The sequence below is a fragment of the Streptobacillus felis genome (assembly GCF_001559775.1).
Lineage (GTDB): Bacteria > Fusobacteriota > Fusobacteriia > Fusobacteriales > Leptotrichiaceae > Streptobacillus > Streptobacillus felis.
Map to the genome: position 1 here is coordinate 1 of NZ_LOHX01000274.1, position 2721 is coordinate 2721.

The 2721-nt window shown below is 28.3% G+C and carries 2 protein-coding genes; one reads left to right on the forward strand and one right to left on the reverse strand.

All coding sequences use genetic code 11. The annotated features are described in order from the left end of the window. Positions 1–358: 358 nt before the first annotated feature. The gene (locus tag AYC60_RS04710) at positions 359–2149 is read left to right on the forward strand and encodes an oligopeptide ABC transporter substrate-binding protein (protein WP_067321826.1); all 1791 of its coding nucleotides are present in this window, start codon (positions 359–361) and stop codon (positions 2147–2149) included. A gap of 189 nt (positions 2150–2338) precedes the next feature. On the opposite strand, the gene AYC60_RS04715 is transcribed toward AYC60_RS04710, so the two are convergent. After that, the coding region (locus tag AYC60_RS04715) for a transposase (RefSeq protein WP_197416970.1) at positions 2339–2721 on the reverse strand (383 nt) is incomplete at its 5' end.

Consider the following 2721-nt stretch of genomic DNA (forward strand, 5'->3'; position numbering starts at 1 on the left):
TTTTTGGTACATGTTCTATTTTGGGTAAAGAGGTTTTTCATTATATTTATAATTTAAATAAAGTGTTGATGTTTTTAAAATTATAAAATCTTATTTTTAATAAAATAAAAATAGACTCTAGTGACTTATTAAAATTACCAAAAAAGAAATTTATATTTACTCCATATATATGATTTAGTTAATTATGCTGATAATTAGTAAAAATTTAAAACAAGGAAAATTAAAATTTATTTCTATAGATTTTCAAAACAAACATATATTGAGTATATATATGATATAAATAACATATATTTGATTAATGCAGAAAAAGATTGTATAATTGTTTTGAATAAAGAAAAAAATATTTAGGAGGAAAATTATGAAAAAAATTTTATCAGCAAGTTTAATTCTTGCAAGTTTAGGATTATTAGTGTCGTGTGGACCAGGTCAAGCTAAATCTGATTCTGCAAAAGATGCAGAAGTTAGTTTAAATTTCCCATTAGAGTATAAAAATGATGGGATAGTAGATGAAAATGCAGAGTTCAAAATTGGATTAGTAAACTCATCTCCATTTAAAGGAGTATTATCTGCTCTACATTACCAAGATGGTTATGATGGAGACATCTTAAATTATATTAGTGAAGAAATTTTCTGGAAAAATGAAGATTTTGAAATCTTAGATACTGAAGGTGGAATAGCTACATTATCATTAGACACTGAAAACAAAAAAGTTATAGTTAAATTTAAAGAAGGTTTAAAATGGTCTGATGGACATCCAATGGGTGCAGATGACTTCATCTATACTATGGAAGTTTTAGGACATAAAGATTATACAGGAATCAGATATGATGAATCTGAACATGGACAAATAGTTGGTATGTCAGAATACCATTCAGGTGCTGCAAGCACAATATCAGGGGTAACTAAAGTTTCCGATACTGAAGTACATATTCAATTAAAAGAAAATAACCCTAAAGTAGTTACTGGCGGAGGACCAATCACAAGTATGTCTCAATTATTACCAAAACACTACTTATCTGATATTGCTATGAAAGATTTAGAATCATCTGATAAATTAAGAATACATCCTTTATCAAGTGGTAAATTTGTAGTTAAAAATGTAATACCTGGAGAAGCAATTGAATTTGAAGCTAATGAATACTATCATTTAGGTAAACCAAAAGTTGCAAAAGCTACTTTAAAAACAGTTGCACCTCAATTAGTTGCTGAAAGTATGAAACAAGGTGAATATCATTTATACTTAGAAGTTCCTCAAGATGCATATGATAAATATTCTTCTTTTGATAACTTAGCAGTATTAGGAAGACCAGCATTATACTACTCTTACTTAAGTTTCAACTTAGGACATAGAGACAATGAGAAAAATGAAAACTTTATGGATAGAGATACTCCATTACAAGATGTTAACTTAAGAAAAGCTATTGCTTATGCATTAAATGTTGATGAAGCAGCATCAGCTTTTTATAATGGATTAAGATCAAGAGCAAATGGTCAAACACCACCTATATTCAAAAAATTCTATGATCCAACAAATACTGGATATGAATACAACCCTGAAAAAGCTAAAGAATACTTAGAAAAAGCAGGATATAAAGATAGTGATGGAGATGGATTTGTTGATAAAGATGGTAAGAAATTAACACTTAAATTTGCTACTATGGGTGGATCAGACGTTGCTGAACCATTAGCACAATTCTACTTACAAAACTGGAAAGAAGTTGGAATTGATGTAGTATTAACTAACGGAAGATTACTTGAGTTCCAATTATTCTATGAAAAAGTACAAGCAAATGACCCAGAAATTGATATATATGCTGCTGCATGGGGAGTAGGATCATCTCTTGATCCTTCTCAAACAACTTCAAGATTTGCACCATTTAACATGAACCGTTTCGTAAGTGAAGAAAACGATAAATTACTTGCTGCAATTTCAGACCCTAAAGGTTTAGAAGATCCTAACTACAAAGCAGAAGCTTATAAGAAATGGCATAAATACTACCTAGATCAAGCAGTAGAAGTACCATTAATGTTCAAATATGACGTAACACCTGTAAATAAAGCTATGAAATATTACAACTTATTTACAGATGATGCAAGAAGCTTAATGTTTGAAGGTGTAATAGGTGCACCAGTTAAGGCATCAAACTAAATATTTGTTTTCATATTAGAATCTGTTTAAGACAGAATTCAAAAAAGGGAAGATTTAATCTTCCCTTTTTAATTCTATAGGAAATTAGAACTCTAATAAAGCGTGTATATTTTTATTAATTCAAATAATTGAATAATTATAATGATATAAAAAGAATGCACTTTATATATTCAAGTAGCACAAAAATACCTATTTGAATAATAGGCCATTAGGGTTATAGAATTTATGAATAGGTCGGCCAAAAGCACTGCTTACAAAAAGTTCATAAGCTTCAAGATAAATATTACAATTAGGACACATAAAAGGATCAAATTCCCAAATAGCTTTAAAGTTCTTTCTAAAAAGTGAAGGAACTTTTTTAAGTTCAGTTTTAAATAAACCAAGAGCTGATTTTAACTTATCAGATTTTCTTCTAGCATAGAAACCAAATCTATTAATCATTTTAAAATGTTTGTAAGGTAGATGAAAAAGTAGTTTAGAAACAAAATCTTGAATCGTTAAAGTATGATAAGTAATTTCTTTATTATTAGCTAAATCATTAAACATAAAAGTAACAAAATTCTTTTTAATAT

What these genes read in the sequence shown, in the direction of transcription:
- AYC60_RS04710 (WP_067321826.1), top strand. Translation starts at nt 359, where the DNA reads ATGAAAAAAATTTTATCAGCAAGTTTAATTCTTGCAAGTTTAGGATTA.